Raw genomic sequence first — 21,612 nt, 5'->3', positions numbered from 1 at the left:
GCGCCACCATGGCCGCCACCCAGGAAGAGATCGTCGCCGGTCTCGCCGACATCGTCAACGAGATCGCCGGCATCCCGGTCGAGGACGTCCAGCTGGACAAGTCCTTCACCGACGACCTGGACGTCGACTCGCTGTCCATGGTCGAGGTCGTCGTCGCCGCCGAAGAGCGCTTCGACGTCAAGATCCCGGACGAGGACGTCAAGAACCTCAAGACGGTTGGCGACGCTGCCGACTACATCCTGAAGCACCAGGCCTGATTCGGCCTCTGCTGACTCGGTCCGCCACCCGGCGGTGGCGCCGTATTTCGACCAACACACACGTGGAGAAAGAATTCCTGTGAGCTCGACCAATCGCACCGTGGTCGTCACCGGTCTCGGCGCAACCACACCGCTGGGTGGCGACTCCGCATCGACCTGGGAAGGTCTGATGGCGGGACGCTCCGGCGTCAAGCCCCTCGAGGGCGAACGATTCGCCGAACTGCCCGTCCAGATCGCGGCGCTCGCCGCGGTCGACCCGGGTGACGTTCTGCCCCGCCCGCTGGCCCGCAAGCTGGACCGCTCGGCGCAGTTCGCGCTGATCGCGGCCCGTGAGGCGTGGGCCGACGCGGGCTACACCGCCCCGGCCGGTGAGGACGAGAGCATCGCGCCCGAGCGGCTCGGCTCCGTCATCGCCTCCGGTATCGGCGGTGTCACGACTCTGCTCGACCAGTACGACGTGCTGAAGGACAAGGGCGTCCGCCGCGTGTCCCCGCACACCGTGCCGATGCTGATGCCGAACAGCCCCTCCGCCAACGTCGGTCTGGAGGTGAACGCCCGGGCGGGCGTGCACACCCCGGTCTCGGCGTGTGCGTCGGGTGCGGAGGCGATCGGCTACGCCGTCGAGATGATCCGTACCGGCCGGGCCGACGTGGTCGTCGCCGGCGGCACGGAGGCGGCGATCCACCCGCTGCCGATCGCGGCCTTCGCCAACATGATGGCGATGTCCAAGAACAACGACGAGCCGACGAAGGCCTCGCGTCCGTACGACATGGGCCGTGACGGCTTCGTGCTCGGCGAGGGCGCGGGCGTGGTGATCCTCGAGTCCGAGGAGCACGCGAAGGCCCGTGGCGCGCGGATCTACTGCGAGGTGCTGGGGCAGGGCCTGTCGGCCGACAGCCACCACATCGCGCAGCCCGAGCCGACCGGGCGGGGCATCGCCGCGGCGATGCAGAACCTGCTGGACTCGACGGACCTGAAGCCGTCGGAGGTCGTCCACCTCAACGCGCACGCGACGTCGACGCCGCAGGGTGACGTGGCGGAGATCAAGGCGCTGCGCAAGGTGCTGGGCGACGACCTGGACCATGTCGCGATCTCGGCGACGAAGTCGATGACGGGTCACCTGCTCGGCGGCGCGGGCGGCATCGAGACCGTCGCGACGGTCCTGGCGCTGCACCACCGTGTGGCGCCGCCGACGATCAACGTCGACGAGCTGGACCCGGCGGTCGACGCGGACATCGTCCGCGACGAGCCCCGCGAGCTCCCGCAGGGCACGATCGCCGCGATCAACAACTCGTTCGGCTTCGGCGGCCACAACGTGGTCCTGGCCTTCCGCACGGTCTGACGCGCACTCGCATCGAAGGCCCACCCCACGACCGGGGTGGGCCTTTCGCGTACCCGCAGGACGGAGTCCGGCACAGCGTCCCGAAGCCCGCGAAGCGCCGCGGGGGACGCACGCGGGAGGGGCCGGGGTGGGCCTTCGACGTGTTCGGGGGCGGGGCTCCGTCGTGTGTTCGGGGGGTCAGACGACCTGGTGGAGCCAGCGGACCGGGGCGCCTTCGCCGGCGTAGCGGAAGGGTTCCAGCTCGTCGTCCCAGGGCTTGCCCAGGAGCTTGGCGATCTCCGACTCCAGCTCCGTCTCACCGCGCGCCGAGCGGGCCAGCGCGGCCCGCAAGCGGTCCTCCGGGATCAGGATGTCGCCGTGCATTCCGGTGACGGCGTGGAAGATGCCCAGCTCGGGCGTGGCGCTGTAGCGCTCGCCCTCGGCCGTGGGGCAGGGTTCCGCGGTGACTTCGAAGCGGAGCATCTGCCAGCCGCGCAGCGCGGAGGCGAGCTTGGAGGCCGTGCCGGTCTGGCCCTGCCAGGAGAACTCGGCTCTCCAGGTGCCGGGGGACGCCGGCTGGCGGATCCAGTCGAGCTGGACCCTCGCACCGAGGACACCCGCCACCGCCCATTCGACGTGCGGGCACAGCGCGCGCGGTGCGGAGTGTACGTACAGGACTCCACGTGTCGTCACCGGGACCTCCAGTGTGGGACGAGGTTCGCCTTTCCCAGCGGCCTCAGTAAACAGCATCGGGAGTGAAACTCCGTAAACCCCCGAAAAAGGGACAGCATGTGACGTGATGTAATTTACCGGAGCCGATTGGCAAAGGTGCCTCTGGTTCGACGGGGGAAAAGCTACCGTGCCGCACCGCCCTTGGGGTGACGTACGGTCGGTCCGGGGTGGGGTGGACACCAAGCTTTCACTCGCCAGGACGCCGAACGGACGCCGAGGAGGGGCCGAGAGATGCGCGGCAGTCGCCGTTTCCGTACCAACGTCGCCGCCGCGGGTGCCGCCCTGCTGCTCTGCGCGGGCGCCCTGACGGGGTGTGAGACGGCCGGGCCGGCCACGACGAAGCCGAAGCCGACCCCGCGGCCCACACCCGTCTGGGACCGTACGCCCGCCTCCGTCGCCGCCGTCGGCGACTCCATCACCCGCGCGTTCGACGCCTGCGCGGTCCTGGCGGACTGCCCCGAGGTGTCCTGGGCGACCGGCACGGACACCGCCGTCAACAGCCTGGCCCTGCGGCTCCTCGGCGCCGAGGGCGTCGCCGACCGCAGCTGGAACCTGGCGCGGACCGGGGCGCGCATGGCGGAGCTGCCCGGGCAGATGACGCGCGCGGGCGCCCGGAAGCCGGAGCTGGTGACGGTGATGATGGGCGCCAACGACGCCTGCCGCGACCGGGTGGAGCTGATGACGCCGGTCGAGGAGTTCCGTGCGGACTTCGAGGCGGCGCTCGCCGCGCTGCGCAGGACCGCGCCCAAGGCACAGGTGTACGTGTCGAGCGTGCCGGACCTGAAGCGGCTCTGGTCGCAGGGCAAGGACAACCCGATGGGCCGCCAGGTCTGGAAGCTGGGGATCTGCGCCTCGATGCTGGCCGACGCCGAGGACCTGAGCGCGTCGGCAGACCGGCGCAGGTCCCTCGTGCGGGACCGGGTGGTGGCGTACAACACGGTCCTGGAGGAGGTCTGCGCGAAGGACCGGCGCTGCCGGTACGACGGCGGCGCCGTGTTCGGCTTCCGCTTCGACGGCCGGCAGCTCAGCCCGTGGGACTGGTTCCACCCCAGCAGGAACGGACAGGCGCGGCTCGCGGAGATCGCCCACCGGCAGGTGACGGCGCCGGAGCCGCCCGCGTAGGGTTCCGGATCATGAGGATCACGGGTGAACCGTTCGGTTCGGTCGACGGTACGGACGTCACGCGCTGGACCCTCCAGCACGGCGCGGTGCGGGTACGGGTGCTGACGTACGGCGGCATCGTGCAGTCGGTCGAGACCCCCGACCGGGACGGTGTCCCCGACGACGTGGTCCTCGGCTTCCCCGGCCTGGAGGGGTATCTGAAGCACCCGGAGCCGTACTTCGGCGCTCTGGTGGGCCGTTACGCGAACCGGATCGCGGGCGGGTCCTTCACCCTGGACGGCACGGCGTACCGCCTCGCCCGCAACGGCGGTCCGAACTCCCTGCACGGCGGGGAGCGGGGCTTCGACAAGCGGGTGTGGGACGCGCAGGAGGTCGCGGGCGGGGTACGGCTCTCCCGGGTGAGCCCGGACGGCGAGGAGGGCTTCCCGGGGCGCCTGGAGGTCTCGGCGACGTACACGCTCGACGACGACGGCGGCGCGCTGCGGATCGCCTACCGGGCGGAGACCGACGCGCCGACGGTGGTGGCGCTGACGAACCACTCGTACTGGAATCTGGGCGGCGGGGCGCACGAGCTGCGGATCGCCGCCGGGCGGTACACGCCGACCGACGCGACGGGTGTCCCGACCGGGGAGTTCGCCGATGTCGCCGGGACCGAGCTGGACTTCCGTACCGGCAGGCCGCTCGCGATCCCGCTGGACCACAACTTCGTACTGGACGGCGACGGCGGGGGCCTCGCTGCGGCCGCGGAGCTGTACGCGCCGGCGACCGGCCGGACGGTGACGGTCGGGACCACCGAGCCGGGGCTCCAGGTGTACGCCGACGAGGGCCTCGGCGGGGTCGCCCTGGAGACCCAGCACTTCCCGGACTCGCCGAACCGGCCGGAGTTCCCCTCGACGGTGCTGCGGCCGGGCGATGTGTACGCCTCGGCCACCGTCTTCCGCTTCGGAGCTCGCTGAGCGACGCCGGGACGGACCGGGTGGAGCCCCGGGGCGGTTGTCAGGTTCCGCCCCGGGGCCGGTCATGAGGAGGTCAGACCTCCAGTTCCAGCAGGGCCGTCAGGCGCGTGTCGCCGAGCGAGTGCGCGGCCCTGACCTCGTACGCGCCGGGGACGAAGGTCCAGTCGTCCTTCTCCTCGTCCCAGATCTCGAAGGCCCGGCGCGGCAGCGGGATCTCGATGTCGACGGACTCGCCGGCGCCCGCCTCGACGGAGGCGAAGCCCGCCAGCCAGCGCGCCGGGCGCTCCGCGCCGTCCGCCGTCGGCGCCAGGTAGATCTGGACGACCTCACGGCCGGTGCGGGTGCCGGTGTTGGTGACGCGGACCTTCGCCGCCGTCGGGGTGGCTTCGAGGGAGTCGTACCCCCATGTGGTGTAGCCGAGACCGTGGCCGAAGGGGTACGCGGGGGTGGCGCCGGCCTTGTCCCAGGCGCGGTAGCCGATGAACACGCCCTCGGTGTAGACGAGTTCGCCGCCGTTCGGGGTGACGTCGGTGACGGGGACGTCGGCCAGGGCGACGGGCCAGGTGGTGGGGAGCCGGCCGCCGGGCTCGGCGGCGCCGGTGAGGACGTCGGCGAGCGCGGCGCCGCCCTCCTGGCCGGGGAACCAGCCGAGCAGCACGGCGGCGACCTCCTCGCGCCAGGGCATCTCGACCGGGGAGCCGGCGTTGACGACGACCACGGTGTTCGGGTTGGCGGCGGCCACGGCCCGTACGAGGTCGTCCTGACGGCCCGGCAGGGCGAGGTCCTTGCGGTCGAAGCCCTCGGACTCGACGCGCTCGGTGGTGGCGACGACCACGACGGCGGCGTCGGCGGCACGGGCGGCCTCGACGGCTTCGGCGATCAGTTCGTCGGGGTCGCGGCGCGGCCCGAGGTGGACGAACGAGAACATGACCGCCGGGAGCGGGGCCGCGAACTCCTTGTCGAGCGGGTGGAGCAGGGACACCTCGACGGTATCGCCCGCGGTGAGGGAGACCTTGGCGCGCTCGACGGGCGCGCCGAAGAAGGCCTCGAAGGGGTCACTCTCCGCGCCCATGGCCTGGACGCCGTCGAAGACGGTCTCGCCCGCGACGCGGAGCGTGAAGGCGCCGAGGCCGCGGGTGCCGAAGGAGTGCTCGCCCGACTCGCGCGGGGTGAACGTGCCGGTGACCTCGATGGAGTGCAGGGTCTCGTGGGTGACGCCGGCCGGGAGGTCGTCGCCGATCCACTGGACCTGGCCGTTGGGCAGGGTGCCCTCGCCGAGGACGGTGCCGTCGGCGCCGCGGCAGACCGCGCGGAGGGTGAAGCCCTGATCGGCCGGGGTGAGTTCGTCGCTGGGGTCGGCGCCGACGGAGAAGGTGAGCGCGCCGTCGGGCAGGGCGGCGGTGAGTCCGGCGAGCGGGGAGACGGTGTGGTCGGGGAAGACCTGGGCGGAGCCGCCGCCGAGGATGCGGGCGTCGCGGGCGGCGGCGCCGGAGAGGGCGACGGTGCCGCTCGCGGGCAGCGGAAGGGCGGCGTTCTCGTTGCGTACGAGCACGAAGCCGCGGTGGGCGATCTCGCGGGCGAGCGCGTCGCCGTCGATCGTCTCCGGGACTTCGGTGACGGCCGGCGGGGCGCCTTCGAGGGCGCCGACGCGGGCGGCGAGCCGCAGCACGTTCCGTACGGCCGCGTCGACGGCGGACTCCTCGACCTCGCCGGCACGGACGGCGTCGGCGAGCGCCTCGCCGTAGACGGTCTGCGGGCCGGGCATGACGATGTCGAGGCCGCCCTCGATGTCGCCCTTGGTGGAGCGGGCGGCCATCCAGTCGGAGACGTTGGCGCCGTCGAAGCCCCACTCGCCGCGCAGGACCTCGTTGACGAGCTCGTGGTGCTCGCTCATGGTCACGCCGTTGACCTGGTTGTAGGCGGTCATGATGCCCCACGGGTGGGCGTTCTTGACGATGGCCTCGAAGGGGGCGAGGTAGAGCTCGCGCAGCGGGCGCGGGGCGACCTTGTTGTCGACGGTGAAGCGGTCGGTCTCGGCGTCGTTGGCGACGAAGTGCTTGACCGTCGTGCCGACGCCGCCGTCCTGGACGCCCTGGACGTAGCCGGTGCCGATGGCGCCGGTGAGGTACGGGTCCTCGCTGTAGGCCTCGAAGTGCCGTCCGCCGAGCGGTGAGCGGTGCAGGTTGACGGTGGGCGCGAGGACGACGTGGACGCCCTTGCGGCGGGCCTCCTGGGCGAGGAGCCGGCCGGCCCGGCGGGCGAGGGCGGGGTCCCAGGCGGCGGCGAGCGCGGTCGGGGACGGCAGGGCGACCGAGGGGTCGTCGGCGGTCCAGCGGACACCGCGGACGCCGATCGGGCCGTCCGACATCACGACCGAACGCAGCCCGATCCCGGGCACGGCCGGCAGCGACCACATGTCCTGGCCGGCGAGGAGCCGTGCCTTGGTGTCCAGGTCGAGCGTGGCGAGCGCCGTCTCGACGGCCTGCTCCCGGACGGACTCCGCGCTGATCTCCGACACGGCCGTACCTCCTTGTTGACGTCGTTGTGGCGCCCATCGTGGACCGGATACCTGTAGAGCGGTAGGTTATGTTATCGGTTCGTTATCTTGAGATGTCGTACGGTCCTCGGAGTCGGAGTGTTCCGGCGGACGGCGGCAGGGAGAGGGGGGCCACGGCGATGGTGCGGGCCAGGAGCGAGGAGCGGCGCTCGGACATCGTGCGCGCGGCTCTCGAAGTGATCGCCGAGCGCGGCTACCGGGGCGCGTCGCTCGGCGCCGTCGCCGAGCGCGTGGGGCTGACGCAGCAGGGGCTGCTGCACTACTTCCCCACGAAGGAGGCCCTGCTCGTGGCGGTCCTCGCGGAGCGCGACAAGTGGGACACCAGCGGGGCGGGCTCGCGCGAGGGCTGGCGGCTCGACCTGATCGACTCGCTCGTCGAGTACAACGCGATGCGGCCGGGGATCGTGCAGACCTTCTCCGCCCTGCTCGGCGAGAGCGTGACCGACGACCATCCGGCCCGGACCTTCTTCACCGAGCGCTACGCCCAGGTCCGCGCCGAGATGGCGAACGTCCTGCGCCTGGAGTTCGGCGAGCGGCTGCCGGGCGGGCTGACCCCGGAGCGGGCGGCGCCGATCCTGACGGCCGTGATGGACGGGCTGCAGTACCAGTGGCTGCTCGACCCGGCCGCGGTGGACATGCCGCAGGCGTTCCGGGACTTTCTGCGCCTCCTGCACGGAAGCGACAAGTGAGGGCACCGTAGCGGGAGTTGCGGGTGAGTCGGGATACTGCGCGGGCCGGTAGCCGACCCGTGCCATCGACCCGTGTTCCCGACCCGACGGAGGGCTCGCCAGTGCTGTCCCGGATACGCCGTGCCTCGCTCGGTCTCGCTCTGATCACCGCGACGCTGGTCGCGGCCGCACCACCCGCCTCGGCCGACGACGCGGTCGCCGTGACGGGCCGCGCCCCGGACCCCGCGACGGGCGCCGTCCCGGGCACCGCCGAGGAGGCGCGGCTCGACCGGGCCGCACCCCAGGAGATCCTGCGCCGCGGTGGATTCGCCTCCGTGGCACCGGAGTTCGCCCGGGAACTCGCGGGCGCGGAGTCGTACGGGGAGGCCGAGCGGGCGGTCGTACGGCACGGGGCGGGGCTCTGGCGGGACGCCGTGAACCGGGCGCAGGGGCGTCGCGTACGGGGCGATCTGAGCCGGGACGACGACCGGCCGCTGTACTGGGCGCGGCTCTCCATGACGCGCGAACTGCGCTCCTGGCAGCCGCGGTTCGGGCTCTCCCCGGAGGGCCGGGCCCGGCTGCTCGACCGCCTGGAGCGCTCCTCGCGTGGTCAGGACGCGATCCGCTTCCCCCTCGGCAAGGGCGTGAAGCGGATCCTGATGACCGGCTTCGATCCGTTCACGCTCGACCGGGACGCCCGGATCTCCAACCCCTCGGGGGCCACCGCGCTGGCCCTGGACGGCACCTGGATCCGGACGGCCGACGGCGGCCTCGCCCGGATCGAGACGGCCGTCTTCCCCGTCCGCTGGCAGGACTTCGCCGACGGCACGGTCGAGCGGACGCTGCGGGAGCAGCTGCCGAAGGCGGACCTCTTCACCACGGTCAGCCAGGGCAGGATCGGCCGCTTCGACATCGAGCGGTTCAACGGGGCCTGGCGGGGCGGGTTCCCCGACAACGAGAACCTCTCGCGCACGGAGACCGTCCCGGTCGCCGACCCGGCCACGCAACCCCAGTGGACGGCGACGACCCTGCCGTACGCCTCGATCGTCGCGGCGGACACCGGGCGCTTCCCGGTGCGCGACAACACGGCGGTCACCGAGATCCCGGCGGGCGGGACCGGCCCGGTGGTCAGCCCGGAGGGGCCGACGGCGGGCTCGACGGCCCGCGCCGGCGGCGGCGGGGACTACCTCTCCAACGAGATCGCCTACCGCGCGACCCTGCTGCGCGACCGGCTCGGCCTGCGGGAGCTGCCGGGCGGCCACGTCCACACCCCGGTGCTGCAGTTCGGGGCGGGGAACACGGACCCGGCGACGGGCGCGGTCACGGACCCCGAGTTCGTACGCAACCGGCTGGACATCATCGGCCAGGTGCGGGCGATCATCGCGGTGGCGGCGTCCTGACCGGTACCCGGAGGGGGTTCCCGTGCCGGGCGCCGGAGGGAGGATGGAGGCCATGATCGTCGCAGCAGCGCAGTTCGCCCCGGTCGCCGGGGACATCGACGCCAACGTCCGTACGACGGCCGGCCTCGTCCGGCGGGCCGGCGCGGAGGGCGCGCGAGTCGTCGTCCTCCCCGAGCTGGCCCTCACCGGCTACGAGCCGACCCTCATCCACCGGAACCCCGCCCTGCATCTCGCCGAGGACGACGGACGGCTCGATCCGGTACGGGAGGCCTGCCAGGCGGCCGGCACGGCGGCCGTCGTCAACGGACCGGTACGCACGGCCGGGGGCCGGCCGGGCCTCACCTCGCTCGTCCTCGGCCCCGACGGCGGGCTCCTCGCCCGCTACGACAAGACGCGTCTGCACGGCTTCGAGAACGAGGTCTTCACGGCGGGCACCGCCGACGGCCGCTTCACGCTCGACGGCACCCGGTTCGCGCTCGCCACCTGCTACGACAACCGCTTCCCCGAGTTCGCGGAGCGGGCGGCGGGCGACGGCTGCACGGTCTATCTGGCGAGTTCGGTGCTCACGGCCGGCAACGACTCGTTCGAGACGGTCTATCCGGCCCGGGCCAGGGACTTCGGGCTGTACGTCGCGATGGCCAACGTCTTCGGCGAGAGCGAGGAGGGCATGTGCGAGGGCCACAGCGGCGTCTGGGGCCCGGACGGTGAGCTGATCGCCGGCGCCGGCGCCGGCGTCGAGGGGTTCGCCCTCGCCGAGGTGGGCTGAGCGGCCATGCGCGCCCGGCCCGGTGCGCGAGCGCCCGGCCCGGTGCGCGAGCGCCGGGGCCGGGTGCGCGAGCGGCGGGGCCGGGTGCGCGAGCGGCGGGGCCGGGTGCGCGAGCGGCGGGCCGGGTGCGCGAGCGGCGGGCCGGGTGCGCGAGCGGCGGGTCAGGCTCCCGGGTGGTAGGGGTGCGGGGCGCCCGAGGGGACGGGGGTGGGCTTGCCGCCCTCGGTGGCCGCCGTCTCGCCGTTCAGTTCGCGGGCCATCAGCGTGGCGCCCGCGACCGCGCCCGGCATCAGGAACACGGCGACGAACGGGACCACGAACGACAGGGCCAGCGGGACGCCGAAGCCCAGCGCGAGCATCCGGCGGCCGCGGAGCATGCCGAGGCGCTCCTTCAGCTCGACGCCGCGGCGCTGGAGGGCGACGGACGTCAGCTCCTGGGTGAGGAAGAAGCCGGAGACGCAGAAGCCCACGACCGGGACGACCGTCTGGCCGACGACCGGGATGAAGCCGCAGGCGAAGAGCAGGATGCCGTACAGCACGACCCGCAGCAGGACGCGCAGGCTGTCGCGGGCCGAGATCCACAGCTCGCGCCAGAGCGGCAGGCCGGACTCGGGGACGTCGCCGCCCTCGGTGCGGTCGACCTGCTCGGAGAGCGACTCGTAGAAGGGCTGGCCGACCAGCAGCGTCACGGCGGTGAAGGTGACGACGGCGAGGAAGAAGCCGAGGACGAAGACGAGGCCGGTGAGGAAGCCTCGGAAGATCCCCTGCCAGGGGGAGGTCCAGTCGTCGGCGAAGGGCGTCGCCCAGGCGGTCAGGTCGTCGGCGCCGTAGCCGAGACCGATGATCGCGCCGATGTACAGCAGGAGGGTCACGAGCCCGGGCAGCAGCCCGAAACCGAACCACCGGCCGTGCCGGGCGACCCACTTCTGCCCCTGTACCAGATAACCGAACCCGGCCCCGAAATCACGCATGTCGATCACCCTATCGGGCGCCCCGCGCGGACCGGGACGCCGAAGACCGCACCCCGGTCGGTCGGGGTGCGGTCCTCTTCAGCCTACGCGCAAAATCAGACGGCCAGTTCGACCGTGATGTTCCCGCGGGTCGCCTTGGAGTACGGGCAGACCTGGTGGGCCTTCTCGATCAGGCTCTTCGCGGTCTCGACGTCCACGTTCGGGATGGTCGCCGAGATCTTGACGATGATGCCGAAGCCGTCGTCGTTCTTGCCTATGCCGACCTCGGCGGTGACCGTCGAGCCCGAGATGTCGGCGTTCTCGTTGCGGGCGACGACGCCCAGCGCACCCTGGAAGCAGGCGCTGTACCCGGCGGCGAAGAGCTGCTCCGGGTTGGTGCCCGCGCCGGAGCCGCCCATGGCCTTCGGCGGGTTCACGACGACATCGAGCTGACCGTCGTCGGTCGCCACACGGCCGTCCCGCCCGTTCTCGGCGGTCGCGACGGCGGTGTACAGGACGTCAGACTGCTGGATGGACATCTGGGTATTCCTTCTGCTGGTTCGCCGCGACTCGCGCCCACGATCGCGACGGCTGAGGGAAGACTAACGGGTCGGCGAAACGATCATCTTTCCGGTGTTCTCGCCGCGGAGCAGTCCGAGGAAGGCGTCCGCCCCGTTCTCGATGCCCTCGACGAAGGTCTCGCCGTACTTCAGCTCGCCGGAGCGCAGCCAGCCGCCGACCTCCTGGACGAACTGCTGCTGCATGCCGTAGTGGTCGCCGACGAGGACGCCCTGGAGGCGCAGCCGCTTGCCGATGATCATGGCCATGTTGCGCGGACCGGGCACCGGCTCGGTGTCGTTGTACTGCGCGATCATGCCGCAGATGGTGGCGCGGCCGTGCACGTTGAGCGAGGAGATCGCGGCTTCGAGGTGGTCGCCGCCGACGTTGTCGAAGTAGACGTCGATGCCGTCCGGGGCGGCCTCGCGCAGCTGGTCCTTGACCGGGCCGTTCTTGTAGTTGAAGGCGGCGTCGAAGCCGTACTCCTCGACGAGGAGCTTGACCTTCTCGTCGGAGCCGGCGGAGCCGATGACCCGTGAGGCGCCCTTGAGCCTGGCCATCTGGCCGACCTGGCTGCCGACGGCGCCGGCCGCGCCGGAGACGAAGACCGCGTCGCCCTCCTTGAAGGAGGCGACCTCGAAGAGTCCGGCGTAGGCCGTGAGGCCCGTCATGCCGAGGACGCCGAGGTACGTGGAGAGGGGGGCGAGGTCGGGGTCGACCTTCGTGGCGTGCTGGGCGGGGACGTCGGCGTACTCGCGCCAGCCCAGGCCGTGCAGGACGTGGTCGCCGACGGCGAAGCCCTCGGCGTTCGACGCGACGACCTCGCCGACCGCGCCGCCGTCCATGGGGTGGTCCAGCTTGAACGGGGGGATGTACGACTTCACGTCGTTCATCCGGCCCCGCATGTACGGGTCGACGGAGAAGTGCAGGTTCTTGACCAGGATCCGGCCCTCGGCGGGCTCGGCGACGGGGGCCTCACGGAGCGCGAAGTCCGCGGGGGTGGGCCAGCCGTGCGGCCGGGCGACGAGGTGCCACTCACGGCTGGACGCGGGAAGAACGGACATCAGCACTGCCTCCTGGAACAGAAAATTACTTCATCAACTGAAACAACCATGCTCCTGGATATTTCATGTTGTCAAGTATCTGGGTACGATGAACCCCATGGCCACCTCACGCACAGACCCCCTGACCCTCGAAGTCGTCGAGCTGATCGGCGCGGTCGTGGCGCGGTACCACCAGGAGTACGAGCAGGCGGCCTCGGAGCACTCGCTCACCGGCGCCCAGGCCCGTGTCCTCGGGCTCCTCTCCCTGGAGCCGGTCCCGATGCGGAAGATCGCCCAGAAACTCCAGTGCGAGCCGTCGAACGTCACGGGGATCGTCGACCGCCTCGAATCGCGCGGCCTGGTGGAGCGGCGCCCCGACCCGGCCGACCGCCGCGTCAAGCTCGCCGCTCCGACTCCGGAGGGGGTGGACACCGCCCGCCGGCTCGGGGAGTCGCTGGACTTCGCGCGCGAGCCACTGGGACAGCTCACGGACGTCGAGCGGACGCTGCTGCGGGATCTGCTGAAGCGGATGCTGGGCGAGACCGCGCCGTAGCGCGACCCCGGTCGCTCAGCAGAAGATCCAGAGCCAGCAGCTCGGGCTGGGCGTGGGTGCCGGGGTGGTCGGCGCCGGCGGCTCGCCCGGCGGCGTCGCGGTCGGGCCGCCGCTGCCCGTGGCGGTCGGCGAGGGGCCGGTCGGCGACGCCGACGGCGAACCGGTCGGCGGGGCGCTCGTCGGGCCGCCCTGGCCGCCGTCCGAACCCTGCGGGCCCGCGCCTCCGGACCCGCTCCCGGACCCGGACCCGCTGCCGCTCCCGCCGGAGCCCGACCCACCGGAGCCGGATCCGCCGGACCCGGCGCCGGGTATGCCCGTGTGGCCGGGAGCGGGCGTGTCCGTGTCCCGGGGCTCGGCGGACTTCGTGACGTGGACGGGAGTCGTACCGCCCGTCGGCGGGGCGGTCTCCGAGGGCAGCGGCGGGAGCGAGGTCTCGACGACCTCCTCCTCCTGTACGGCGGTGGCCGCGCCGCCCTCGCCCGGAGGTTCGAGCGCCATCTTGGCCATGCCCAGCGCGCCCGCCGCGAGGACGATGCCGAGGGTGCCCACCACGATGTTGCGCCCCTTGCGGCTGCGCGCACGGCGGCTGCGGCGGGCACCGGCCCGCCCGGACGGCGCGGCGCCACGGCGGGCGGCGGCCCGGCCGCCGTGCGAGGTCGCGCGGGGCGGTTCGAGCGGGTCCAGTTCGAAGACGTGCTCGGCCCGCTCCCCGCGCTCCGCACGCGCACCGTGCTCGACGTACTCGACACGCTCGGCCGCGACCGCGCGGGGCGCGGCCGGTTGCGGGGTCTCGTACCGCAGCTCCTCGACGGGGGTCCCGCATCCGGCGCAGGCGAGTGCGCCGTTGAGGTGCCGTCGGCACTGGTGGCAGTAGTCCATGGCTGCCGCAGAGTATGTGTCGACGGGACACCAGAGGTAGGCGAGTACGTGAGGATCCTGTGAGGAAACCCCAGGTCGGCGGCGTGTCGTCGTGAATCTCCCGCTTCGGGCAGGATGGGCTCATGACACCGTCCGAGCCTTTCGGGCCACGCGAGTTCCAGCTCGTCCTGCTGCGCCGTATGGCCGACCACCAGCCGGACCTGGCCGAGGAAGCGCTCCGGGACCTGGGGGCGACCAGGGCCGAGTCGCGCGAGGCGAACCGCCGCTGGCAGGCGTGGGCGCACGGCCGCCGGGGCCCGGGTGAACTGGCCCGCTACCGGTCCGTCCTGGGCGAGCCCGTGGCGCGGCGGCCGGTCACGGAGCTGGACGCGGAGCTGCTGGAGTGGGAGCTTCCGCTCTGGCCGGAGCTGCGGTGGCAGGTGATCGTGGGGGCGCGGGCGGCGGTCTGGGGCAGCGGCCTGGTCCGTGCGCCGGGCGCCCCGGTACCGGAGCTGCGCGACGAGGCCGACCTGCGGCCGTGGAGCTGCACCCTCGCCGAGGTCGGCAACGCCTTCCCGCCGGCCCGGGCCCGCGACGGCAGCGCGCCCACGCGCCTCCGCCTGGACTTCACCCTCCCGGACGGCACGCCCCGTGCGGCGGAGTTCACCTGGGGACTGTTCCAACGCCTCCTCTGACCCGAAGGCCACGAGGACCCGCCGCCGCGAGCACGCACGTCGCCGCCGCGAGCGCTCAGGCCGCCGCCACGAGCGCTCAGGCCGCCGCCGTGAGCACGCAGGTCGCCGCCGCGAGCACCCGCCGCGACGGGCACCCCACTCCACACGAGCACCACGCTCCCGCTGAGCCACCGTCAGGCGGAGGCGCACCCCCGGGCGGCTCAGCCCAGCGCGCGCCGGGGGTGCGGCGGTCGCACGATGCGAACAAGAGCGCCTGAGCGCTCATGCCTCGCTCCGTGCCAGCACCGCACTCCGGAGGATCTGCCGTGACCGTCAGCCTTGAGCAGCTGCGCCGTTGCCATGTCGCCGTCGACCTGGGAGCCGCCCGGACCCGGGTCTTCGTCAAGGGCGCCGGGCTCGTCGTCGACGAACCCAGTGTCGCCGCCGTGAACACCCGTACCGGCGCCCTGATCGCCGTCGGCGCCCTCGCCGAGAAGATGACCGGCCGCACCCCCGACTACATCCGCGTCGTACGGCCCGTCTCCGGCGGCACCGTCGTCGACATCGATATGGCCCAGCGGATGCTCCGTCATCTCCTCGGCGAGAAGCTCCGCCGCCAGCTGCGCCGCAAGCCCCGGCTGCGCGCCGCCGCCAGCACCCCTCACGACAGCGACCCGCTCGCCCAGCGCGCCGCCGTGGAGACCCTCGTCGGGCTCGGCGCCCGGCGGGTCGAGCTGGTCGACACTCTGATCGCGGCGGCCGTGGGCTGCGGACTCCCCGTCGAGCAGCCCACCGCGACCATGATCATGGTCTGCGGGGCGGCGACCACCCAGGTCGCCGTGCTCTCGCTCGGCTCCATCGTGACCGCCGAGCGCATCCCGGTGGGCGGCGACGCCATCGACCACGCCGTCATCCAGCACCTGCGCCACCAGCACGAGCTGATGCTGCCCAGCCAGTCGGTCCGCCCCCTGCAACTCGCCCTCAGCGGGAACGGCCTGACGCTCCAGGGCCCGAGCTACACCGAGATCCACGGCCGCGACGTGGCCACCGGCCTCGCCCGCTCGGTGACCGTCGACACCGCCGCCGTGCGGCAGGCGATCCACACCCCGCTGACCGCCGTCCTCGACGGCATCGGCAAGATCCTGCGCGACTGCCCGCCCGACCTCGTCGCCGACCTGGCCGAGCGCGGCGTGATGATGGTGGGCGGCAGCGCGCTGCTCCCCGGCCTCGACCAGATGCTGCGCGAGGCGACGGGCATGCCCGTGGCCATCGCCGAACGCCCCGACGTGTGCGCGATCCTCGGGCTCGGCGCAATGCTGGAGGGCAAGATCCAGCCGATGGTCCTCGACCCGCTGGCCGAGGCCCACTGAAGGCCGCAATCCGCCGGTTTCCAGGACAGTGATCCCATGTCACTCAGGGACAAGGAACCGGCTCCCCGTCTGCCCCTCCTCCTCCAGGCTGTCCTGAGTGTCGGCACCGAACTCGAACTGCGGGCCACGCTCCAGCACATCGTGGACTCCGCGATCGAACTCATCGGAGCGCGCTACGGAGCGCTCGGGGTCGTCGACCCCGAGCGCGGCCGGCTCACCGAGCTGTTCACCGCCGGGATGACGGAGGCGGAGCGGCAGCGGATCCCGCGGCTGCCCGACGGCCACAGCGGACTCATCGGCGCGCTCATCGAGGACCCCCGGCCGCTGCGGCTCGACGATCTGACGGCCGATCCGCGCTCCGGAGGGGTACCGGAGGGGCATCCCGAGATGCACACCTTCCTCGGTGTCCCCATCCGCGTCCACACCGAGGTCTTCGGCAACCTCTACATCACCGAGAAGCACGTCGGCCGGTTCACCGACGAGGACCTGGCCATGCTGCGTGTCCTCGCCTCGCAGGCCGGGATCGCCATCGGCAACGCCCGGCTGTACGAGACGGTGCGCCAGCGCGAGCGGTGGATCGAGGGCGCGGCGGCGGTGACGACGGCGCTGCTCACCGGGGAGCCCGCGGCGGACGCGCTGATGACGGTCGCCGAGCGGGCGCGGCTGCTCGCCGACGCCTCGGCGGGGGTCGTCCTCCAGCCCACCGAGGAGGGCGGGATGGAGATCGTGGCGGCGTCGACGGTGGGCGACCCGGGCGACCTGGTCGGTACGACGATCGCGCCGGGTTCGCCGGTCCTGGAGCAACTGCTCGGCGGGGAGCCGGTCTTCGTCGACGACTCGGCGACCGATCCGCGGATGACGACGCACGTACGGTCGCGGTTCGGGCCGTCGATGATGCTGCCGCTGCAGAGCGGCGGCCGGCTCATCGGCACCCTCGCCCTCCCCCGGCGGCGCGGCGGGCGCCCGTACACGGCGGTGGAGCGGCTGCTCGCCTCGCAGTTCGCCTCCCAGGCGGCGCTCGCACTGGTCCTGGCGGACGCGCAGCACAACCGGGAGCAGCTCGCGGTCTACGAGGACCGCGACCGGATCGCCCGTGACCTGCACGATCTCGTGGTCCAGCGGCTCTTCGCGACCGAGATGATGCTGGAGTCGACCCGGCGGCGCGCGGCGGACACCGGCCCCCGTGAAGCGGTCGCCCCGGCGGGCCCGGACGAGGAGGGCGCCCTGATCGCGCGGGCCGTGGACGAGCTCGACTCCACCATCCAGGAGGTACGGACGGCCATCTTCGCGCTCCAGCAGCCGCCCGCCGACGCGCCGACGACGTTCCGGGGGCGGGTGCTGCGCGAGACGGGCGGCGCGGCGGTGCTGCTCGGGTTCCAGCCCTCGGTGCACTTCTCCGGCGCGGTCGACACCCTCGTCGAGCCCGTCGACGCCGACCGGCTCCTCTCCACCCTGCGCGGCGCGCTCGCGGCCGCCCACCGCCGGCCGGGCGTCACGGCGATCACGGTCGAGGTGGCGGCGACCCGGGAGGGCCCGCACCTGGTGGTGGTGGACGACGGCCGTCCGCCGACGACGGTCGCCTGGCCGTAGCGGATCCGTCAGGAGCCGCCGGCCCGCCCCCGTACGGCCCAGTCCGGCGCGCCCGGCCCGGCCCCGCCAACTTGACTGATCACGTGGACACCCTCGAGAAGCCCTCCGGCGCCGCCTACCGGAACCTGGTCATGGCCACGATCGGATTCACGCTCACCTTCTGGGCGTGGAACCTGATCGCGCCGCTGGCCGGTGACTACGGGGACCGGCTGAACCTCAGCTCGTTCCAGCAGTCGCTGCTCGTCGCCGTCCCGGTCCTGGTGGGATCCCTCGGCCGGATCCCGGCAGGCGCCCTGACCGACCGCTACGGCGCCAAGGTGATGTTCCCCCTGGTGGCGGCACTGACGATCGTCCCCGTGCTGCTGCTGATCCCGGCGAGGAACTCCTACGGTGCGATGCTCGCCGTCGGTTTCCTCCTCGGCCTCGGCGGCACGACCTTCGCCATCGGCATCCCGCTGGTCAACTCCTGGTTCCCGCCCGCGAAGAGGGGGCTGGCGCTCGGCGTCTTCGGCATGGGCATGGGCGGTGTGGCGCTCTCCGGGTACTTCACCCCTCGCATCGCGAAGCACGGTGACAACCTGCCGTTCCTCGTCGTCGCCGTCGGCCTCGCCGCGTACGCCGTCCTCGCCGTGTTCCTGATCACCGACCGCCCCGACCGGCCGGTCCCCACGGCCTCCCTCGGCTCCCGGCTGGCCAAGGCGGGCCGGCTGCGGGTGACCTGGGAGCTGTCCGCGCTGTACGCGATCGGCTTCGGCGGCATCGTCGCGTTCGGGGTGTACCTGCCGACGTATCTGAAGACCTGGTACGAACTCGACCCGACCGACGCCGGCACCAAGGCCGCCGGATTCGCCCTCGTCACCGTCGTCTTCCGCCCGATCGGCGGCTGGCTCTCGGACCGGATCCACCCGGCGCTCGTGACCGCCGCAGCGCTCGGCTTCGCCGCCGTCTTCGCCATCGTCCAGGCCTTCGACCCGCCGCTGAACCCCGGCGGCACGATCGCCCTGCTCTGCATGGCCGCCGGGCTCGGCACGGCGAGCGGCTCGGTCTTCGCACTGGTCTCCCAGGTCACCCCGCAGCCGCAGGTGGGCAGCGTCACCGGCATCGTCGGCGCGATGGGCGGACTCGGCGGGTTCGTGCCGCCGCTCGTGATGGGGGCGATCTACAGCGCCAAGGACTCCTATTCCATCGGCTTCATGCTCCTGTCCGACCTGGCGCTCGCGGGCTGCGTGTACGCGTACGGGCGGATGCGGACCCTCCGGCCGGCCGGGGACGACGGCGGCGCCCCGGAGGTGAGCAAGGTCGCAGCGCACCGGCCCTGAGGCGGGGGAAGAATGCCTCTCGCATCCCGCCACGCGAGGAGGACGACCCTTGAACGCGCTGTTCCCGGCCCTGAGGACCCGTACGGACCTGCCCGCACTGCGCTTCGGCGCCGAGACGCTCACGTACGAGGACCTGGGCAAGGCGGCCGGCGCCCTGGTGACGCGGATCCTGGGCGCGGGACGGGTGGCCGTCTGGGCCACGCCCACCGCCGCGACGGCCGTCGGCGTGGTGGCCGCGCTGCTGGCCGGCGTTCCGGCGATCCCGATCAATCCGCGTACGGGTGAGCGGGAGTTGGCGCACATACTCGGCGACAGCCTGCCGGGGGCCGTGCTCGCCGGCGCGGACGACGTGCTGCCGGCGGGACTGGCCGACGTGCCCCGGATCGACGTCGGGGCGGCGGTCGACCACGACACCCCGGTCTCGGCGGCCTTCGCCTTCTCCGGCGCGGAGCCCGACGATCCCGAGTCCGCCGCCCTCATCGTCTACACCTCCGGCACCACCGGACCGCCCAAGGGCGTCGTCCTCTCCCGCCGGGCGATCGCCGCCTCGCTCGACGCGCTGGAGGAGGCCTGGGCGTGGACCGAGGACGACGTGCTCGTCCATGCACTGCCCCTCTTCCACGTCCACGGGCTGATCCTGGGGATCCTCGGGCCGCTGCGGCGCGGCGGATCGGTGCGGCACCTCGGCGCGTTCTCCGTCGAGGGCGTGGCGCGGGAGCTGGGCGCGGGCGGCGGCACGATGCTGTTCGGCGTACCGACGATGTACCACCGGATCGCGGACGCGCTCGGCGGTGATCCGGCGCTGGTAAGGGCGCTGGCCGGGGCGCGGCTGCTGGTCTCCGGCTCGGCGGCGCTGCCGGTCCACGACCACGAGCGGATCACGGCGGCGACGGGCCGGACGGTGATCGAGCGGTACGGCATGACCGAGACCCTGATGAACACCGGCGTCCCCGTGGGGTCCCGTCCGCGCCCCGGATCCGTCGGGCTCCCCCTCAGGGACGTGGAGCTGCGGCTCGTGGAGGAGGACGGCACGGAGCTGCGGGCGTACGACGGGGAGAGCGTCGGCGAGATCCAGGTCAAGGGCCCGAACCTGTTCACCGCGTACCTGAACCGGCCGGACGCGACGGCCGCCGCCTTCGACGGGGACTGGTTCCGCACCGGCGACATGGCGGTCCGTGAACCCGACGGGTACGTACGGATCGTGGGCCGCAAGGCCACGGACCTGATCAAGAGCGGCGGATACAAGATAGGCGCCGGCGAGATAGAGAACGCGCTCCTGGAACATCCGGCGGTCCTGGAGGCCGCGGTGACCGGTGCGCCGGACCCCGATCTCGGGGAGCGGATCGTGGCCTGGGTGGTGCCGGTCGACGCGGAGAAGCCGCCGACGGCCGGGGAACTGGCGGACCATGTCGCCGGGCTCCTCGCCCCGCACAAGCGCCCGCGTACGGTCCACTTCCTGCGGGCGCTGCCCCGCAACGACATGGGCAAGCTGCTGAAGAAGGCGCTCCCGGAGGCCCTCCATGGCTGAACGGCTCACGGCCCGCGAGGTCGTCGCGCTGGTCACCGGCGACTTCACCGCGCTGCCTCCCCCGGCCTCCCCGGCGCCGCCGCTGCCCGAGGGTCCGATCGGCTGGGCCGGGTACGCCGCATCACGCGCACGCGCGGCGGCGAGGACCGGCGAGGAGGAGTCCGTCCTGTACGGCAGGGCGACGATCGGCGGTCGCCCTGTGGTCCTGGTCGCCTTCGAGTTCGGCTTCCTCGGCGGCTCGCTCGGGCAGGCGGCCGGGGACCGGCTCGTCGCCGCGTACCGGACCGCGCGCGCGGACCGGGTCCCGCTGGTGTCGCTCGTGGCGACGGGCGGCAGCCGGATGCAGGAGGGCATGATCGCCCTCGCCCAGCTGCAGCGTGTGGCCGAGGCGACGGTACGGCTGCGGGAGGCCGGGGTCCCCCATGTCACGGTGCTCCGGGACCCGTCCACGGGCGGCGGCTGGGCGACCGTCGGCGCGGGCGCGGACGTGGTCCTCGCCCTCCCCTCCGCGCAGGTGGCCTTCGCCGGCTCCCGCGTCCGTCCGAGGGACGCCGACCCGGAGGCGTACACGGCCGACAGCCAGTGGGAGCACGGGCATGTGGACGCGCTCGTCGCACCGGAGGAGCTGCGGACGACGCTCGCGCTGTGGCTGCGTCTGCTGACGGCCGACGGCCTGCCCGACGGACCGGCGTCGGCACCCGCTCCTCCGCCCCGGGCACTCACCGAGGCCGCGCCGCCCGGGAGCGGCTGGGAGGCCGTCGTACGGGCCCGGGACGCCGGCCGGCCTCGCGCCGGGGCCTATCTGGACGCCTACTTCACGGCGCGGGCCACCCTGCGCGGGGACCGGGCGGGCGGGGTGGACCCGGGGGTGGAGTGCGGCTTCGGCCTCCACGAGGGGCGACCGGTCGCGTACGCCGCTCAGGACGGTTCGGCGACGCGCCCCGCGGGCTTCCGGACCGTCGCACGGCTGATCCGGCTCGCGGACCGGCTCGGGATCCCCGTGCTGACCCTGATCGACACCCCGGGCGCCGCCAACGACGCCCGGGCCGAGCGGGCCGGAGCGGGTCCGGCCATCGCGGAGGCGTTCACCGCGGTCGCCGAGGCACGGGTCCCGGTGACCTCGCTCCTGGTCGGCGAGGGCGGCTCGGGCGGGGCGCTGGCGCTGGCCGCACCGGGCAACACCTGGGCCACGCCCGACAGTTACTTCTCCGTCATCGCCCCCGAGCTCGCCTCGGCCATCCTCAAGAGGCCGGAGGACCAGGCACCGGCCACCGCCGACCAGCTCCGGCTGCGGCCCCAGGACCTGGTGGAGCTGGGCATCGTGCGCGGGATCGTGAGGCGCGGCGGCTGAGCGCCGGACGACGGGAGTCCCGGCACGGCTCCACGCCGT

The 21,612-nt window shown here is 73.2% G+C and carries 20 protein-coding genes; 14 read left to right on the top strand and 6 right to left on the bottom strand.

Annotation, left to right across the window (positions count from 1 at the left end; all coding sequences use genetic code 11):
• Positions 1 to 8 precede the first annotated feature (8 nt).
• On the top strand, positions 9 to 257 hold the full coding sequence (locus tag ACFVGW_RS17370; RefSeq protein ID WP_352189292.1) for an acyl carrier protein: 249 nt from the start codon (positions 9 to 11) through the stop codon (positions 255 to 257).
• A 79-nt stretch (positions 258 to 336) separates the two neighbouring features.
• On the top strand, positions 337 to 1,599 hold the full coding sequence (fabF, locus tag ACFVGW_RS17365) for a beta-ketoacyl-ACP synthase II (RefSeq protein ID WP_383292203.1): 1,263 nt from the start codon (positions 337 to 339) through the stop codon (positions 1,597 to 1,599).
• Positions 1,600 to 1,776: 177 nt separating this feature from the next.
• Here fabF and ACFVGW_RS17360 read toward each other — a convergent pair whose 3' ends face one another.
• Positions 1,777 to 2,271: a DUF3145 domain-containing protein gene (locus ACFVGW_RS17360; RefSeq protein ID WP_352189294.1), complete on the bottom strand. Its 495-nt coding sequence runs from the start codon at positions 2,269 to 2,271 to the stop codon at positions 1,777 to 1,779.
• A gap of 270 nt (positions 2,272 to 2,541) precedes the next feature.
• On the opposite strand from ACFVGW_RS17360, the gene ACFVGW_RS17355 reads away from it, so the two are divergent.
• Positions 2,542 to 3,432, top strand: a complete 891-nt coding sequence (locus tag ACFVGW_RS17355; RefSeq protein WP_385852573.1) for an SGNH/GDSL hydrolase family protein — start codon at positions 2,542 to 2,544, stop codon at positions 3,430 to 3,432.
• Positions 3,433 to 3,443: 11 nt separating this feature from the next.
• Positions 3,444 to 4,388, top strand: a complete 945-nt coding sequence (locus ACFVGW_RS17350) for an aldose epimerase family protein (RefSeq protein WP_385852572.1) — start codon at positions 3,444 to 3,446, stop codon at positions 4,386 to 4,388.
• Between the two features lie 73 nt (positions 4,389 to 4,461).
• Here ACFVGW_RS17350 and ACFVGW_RS17345 read toward each other — a convergent pair whose 3' ends face one another.
• A complete protein-coding gene (locus ACFVGW_RS17345) occupies positions 4,462 to 6,906 on the bottom strand; it encodes a glycoside hydrolase family 3 protein (protein WP_385852571.1) in 2,445 nt (814 codons plus the stop codon).
• Between the two features lie 158 nt (positions 6,907 to 7,064).
• On the opposite strand from ACFVGW_RS17345, the gene ACFVGW_RS17340 reads away from it, so the two are divergent.
• The 3 genes from ACFVGW_RS17340 (at position 7,065) to ACFVGW_RS17330 (ending at position 9,779) form a co-directional block, all read left to right on the top strand.
• Positions 7,065 to 7,634, top strand: a complete 570-nt coding sequence (locus ACFVGW_RS17340; protein WP_352189357.1) for a TetR/AcrR family transcriptional regulator — start codon at positions 7,065 to 7,067, stop codon at positions 7,632 to 7,634.
• A gap of 104 nt (positions 7,635 to 7,738) precedes the next feature.
• Positions 7,739 to 9,013, top strand: coding sequence for a pyroglutamyl peptidase (locus tag ACFVGW_RS17335; RefSeq protein ID WP_385852694.1), 1,275 nt, complete (start codon positions 7,739 to 7,741; stop codon positions 9,011 to 9,013).
• A 52-nt stretch (positions 9,014 to 9,065) separates the two neighbouring features.
• A complete protein-coding gene (locus ACFVGW_RS17330) occupies positions 9,066 to 9,779 on the top strand; it encodes a carbon-nitrogen hydrolase family protein (RefSeq protein ID WP_385852570.1) in 714 nt (237 codons plus the stop codon).
• A 161-nt stretch (positions 9,780 to 9,940) separates the two neighbouring features.
• On the opposite strand, the gene ACFVGW_RS17325 is transcribed toward ACFVGW_RS17330, so the two are convergent.
• From ACFVGW_RS17325 to ACFVGW_RS17315, 3 genes are all read right to left on the bottom strand, one after another.
• Positions 9,941 to 10,750 (bottom strand): EI24 domain-containing protein, encoded by an 810-nt coding sequence (locus ACFVGW_RS17325; protein WP_385852569.1) that lies wholly within the window; start codon positions 10,748 to 10,750, stop codon positions 9,941 to 9,943.
• 95 nt (positions 10,751 to 10,845) lie between these two features.
• Positions 10,846 to 11,268, bottom strand: a complete 423-nt coding sequence (locus tag ACFVGW_RS17320) for an organic hydroperoxide resistance protein (RefSeq protein WP_352189301.1) — start codon at positions 11,266 to 11,268, stop codon at positions 10,846 to 10,848.
• Positions 11,269 to 11,331: 63 nt separating this feature from the next.
• Positions 11,332 to 12,351, bottom strand: coding sequence for an NADP-dependent oxidoreductase (locus tag ACFVGW_RS17315; protein WP_385852568.1), 1,020 nt, complete (start codon positions 12,349 to 12,351; stop codon positions 11,332 to 11,334).
• Between the two features lie 97 nt (positions 12,352 to 12,448).
• Here ACFVGW_RS17315 and ACFVGW_RS17310 point away from each other — a divergent pair, with 97 nt between their 5' ends.
• Positions 12,449 to 12,883: a MarR family transcriptional regulator gene (locus ACFVGW_RS17310; RefSeq protein WP_352189302.1), complete on the top strand. Its 435-nt coding sequence runs from the start codon at positions 12,449 to 12,451 to the stop codon at positions 12,881 to 12,883.
• Positions 12,884 to 12,898: 15 nt separating this feature from the next.
• Here the strand turns inward: ACFVGW_RS17310 and ACFVGW_RS17305 are convergent, their stop codons facing one another.
• Positions 12,899 to 13,762 carry a hypothetical protein gene (locus ACFVGW_RS17305; protein ID WP_385852567.1) on the bottom strand — a complete coding sequence of 288 codons (864 nt, stop codon included), beginning with the start codon at positions 13,760 to 13,762 and terminating at the stop codon, positions 12,899 to 12,901.
• A 122-nt stretch (positions 13,763 to 13,884) separates the two neighbouring features.
• Between ACFVGW_RS17305 and ACFVGW_RS17300 the strand changes: the two genes are divergently transcribed.
• From ACFVGW_RS17300 to ACFVGW_RS17275, 6 genes are all read left to right on the top strand, one after another.
• Positions 13,885 to 14,436: a hypothetical protein gene (locus tag ACFVGW_RS17300; RefSeq protein WP_385852566.1), complete on the top strand. Its 552-nt coding sequence runs from the start codon at positions 13,885 to 13,887 to the stop codon at positions 14,434 to 14,436.
• Positions 14,437 to 14,741: 305 nt separating this feature from the next.
• On the top strand, positions 14,742 to 15,785 hold the full coding sequence (locus ACFVGW_RS17295) for a rod shape-determining protein (protein ID WP_385852565.1): 1,044 nt from the start codon (positions 14,742 to 14,744) through the stop codon (positions 15,783 to 15,785).
• A gap of 36 nt (positions 15,786 to 15,821) precedes the next feature.
• Positions 15,822 to 17,375, top strand: a complete 1,554-nt coding sequence (locus tag ACFVGW_RS17290; protein WP_385852564.1) for a GAF domain-containing protein — start codon at positions 15,822 to 15,824, stop codon at positions 17,373 to 17,375.
• A 131-nt stretch (positions 17,376 to 17,506) separates the two neighbouring features.
• Positions 17,507 to 18,694, top strand: a complete 1,188-nt coding sequence (locus ACFVGW_RS17285) for a nitrate/nitrite transporter (RefSeq protein ID WP_383228688.1) — start codon at positions 17,507 to 17,509, stop codon at positions 18,692 to 18,694.
• A gap of 49 nt (positions 18,695 to 18,743) precedes the next feature.
• On the top strand, positions 18,744 to 20,222 hold the full coding sequence (locus ACFVGW_RS17280; protein WP_385852563.1) for an acyl-CoA synthetase: 1,479 nt from the start codon (positions 18,744 to 18,746) through the stop codon (positions 20,220 to 20,222).
• Complete coding sequence (locus ACFVGW_RS17275; protein ID WP_385852562.1) at positions 20,215 to 21,573, top strand: carboxyl transferase domain-containing protein; 1,359 nt, start codon at positions 20,215 to 20,217, stop codon at positions 21,571 to 21,573. The genes ACFVGW_RS17280 and ACFVGW_RS17275 overlap by 8 nt, the downstream gene beginning before the upstream one ends.
• Positions 21,574 to 21,612: the final 39 nt, after the last annotated feature.

This window comes from Streptomyces sp. NPDC127129 (genome assembly GCF_042671585.1).
Classification (GTDB): Bacteria; Actinomycetota; Actinomycetes; order Streptomycetales; family Streptomycetaceae; genus Streptomyces.
Note: the sequence above shows the minus strand (reverse complement) of the source record. Positions and strands in the feature narration are given on the sequence as shown.

What these genes read in the sequence shown, in the direction of transcription:
- ACFVGW_RS17370 (WP_352189292.1), top strand. Translation starts at nt 9, where the DNA reads ATGGCCGCCACCCAGGAAGAGATCGTCGCCGGTCTCGCCGACATCGTC.
- ACFVGW_RS17355 (WP_385852573.1), top strand. Translation starts at nt 2,542, where the DNA reads ATGCGCGGCAGTCGCCGTTTCCGTACCAACGTCGCCGCCGCGGGTGCC.
- ACFVGW_RS17350 (WP_385852572.1), top strand. Translation starts at nt 3,444, where the DNA reads ATGAGGATCACGGGTGAACCGTTCGGTTCGGTCGACGGTACGGACGTC.
- ACFVGW_RS17340 (WP_352189357.1), top strand. Translation starts at nt 7,065, where the DNA reads ATGGTGCGGGCCAGGAGCGAGGAGCGGCGCTCGGACATCGTGCGCGCG.
- ACFVGW_RS17330 (WP_385852570.1), top strand. Translation starts at nt 9,066, where the DNA reads ATGATCGTCGCAGCAGCGCAGTTCGCCCCGGTCGCCGGGGACATCGAC.
- ACFVGW_RS17325 (WP_385852569.1), bottom strand. Translation starts at nt 10,750, where the DNA reads ATGCGTGATTTCGGGGCCGGGTTCGGTTATCTGGTACAGGGGCAGAAG.
- ACFVGW_RS17320 (WP_352189301.1), bottom strand. Translation starts at nt 11,268, where the DNA reads ATGTCCATCCAGCAGTCTGACGTCCTGTACACCGCCGTCGCGACCGCC.
- ACFVGW_RS17315 (WP_385852568.1), bottom strand. Translation starts at nt 12,351, where the DNA reads ATGTCCGTTCTTCCCGCGTCCAGCCGTGAGTGGCACCTCGTCGCCCGG.
- ACFVGW_RS17310 (WP_352189302.1), top strand. Translation starts at nt 12,449, where the DNA reads ATGGCCACCTCACGCACAGACCCCCTGACCCTCGAAGTCGTCGAGCTG.
- ACFVGW_RS17305 (WP_385852567.1), bottom strand. Translation starts at nt 13,762, where the DNA reads ATGGACTACTGCCACCAGTGCCGACGGCACCTCAACGGCGCACTCGCC.
- ACFVGW_RS17300 (WP_385852566.1), top strand. Translation starts at nt 13,885, where the DNA reads ATGACACCGTCCGAGCCTTTCGGGCCACGCGAGTTCCAGCTCGTCCTG.
- ACFVGW_RS17290 (WP_385852564.1), top strand. Translation starts at nt 15,822, where the DNA reads ATGTCACTCAGGGACAAGGAACCGGCTCCCCGTCTGCCCCTCCTCCTC.
- ACFVGW_RS17285 (WP_383228688.1), top strand. Translation starts at nt 17,507, where the DNA reads ATGGCCACGATCGGATTCACGCTCACCTTCTGGGCGTGGAACCTGATC.
- ACFVGW_RS17275 (WP_385852562.1), top strand. Translation starts at nt 20,215, where the DNA reads ATGGCTGAACGGCTCACGGCCCGCGAGGTCGTCGCGCTGGTCACCGGC.